This is a genomic window from Streptomyces sp. M2CJ-2, assembly GCF_016757295.1.
In the GTDB taxonomy this organism is placed as follows: Bacteria; Actinomycetota; Actinomycetes; order Streptomycetales; family Streptomycetaceae; genus Streptomyces.
Genome location: NZ_JAESIF010000347.1, coordinates 1 through 232, shown reverse-complemented (window position 1 = coordinate 232; position 232 = coordinate 1). Strand labels below are relative to the sequence as shown.

Genomic DNA, 232 nt, shown 5'->3' with positions numbered 1-232 from the left:
CAGGTCCTCCGGCGAACCCACACCGCCCGGATACCGGCAGCCCATCCCGACGATCACCACGGGATCCTCATCCACCACGGCGCCTGTCACCACGGTGGAGTTCTCACCGGCGTCCACCTGCGCGTCGTCTTCGCCGCCCAGTCTCGACAGGAGGAATTCCGCCACCGCGCGCGGGGAGGGGTAGTCGAAGACCAGCGTCGCCGGCAGCCGAAGCCCCGTCAGCGCCGACAGG

Annotated in this window: 1 protein-coding gene; it reads right to left on the bottom strand. The window is 70.3% G+C overall.

The window, feature by feature from the left end; translation table 11 throughout:
• A partial coding sequence (locus JL475_RS39575; protein ID WP_202283004.1) for an acyl carrier protein occupies positions 1-232 on the bottom strand: 232 nt, incomplete at both ends.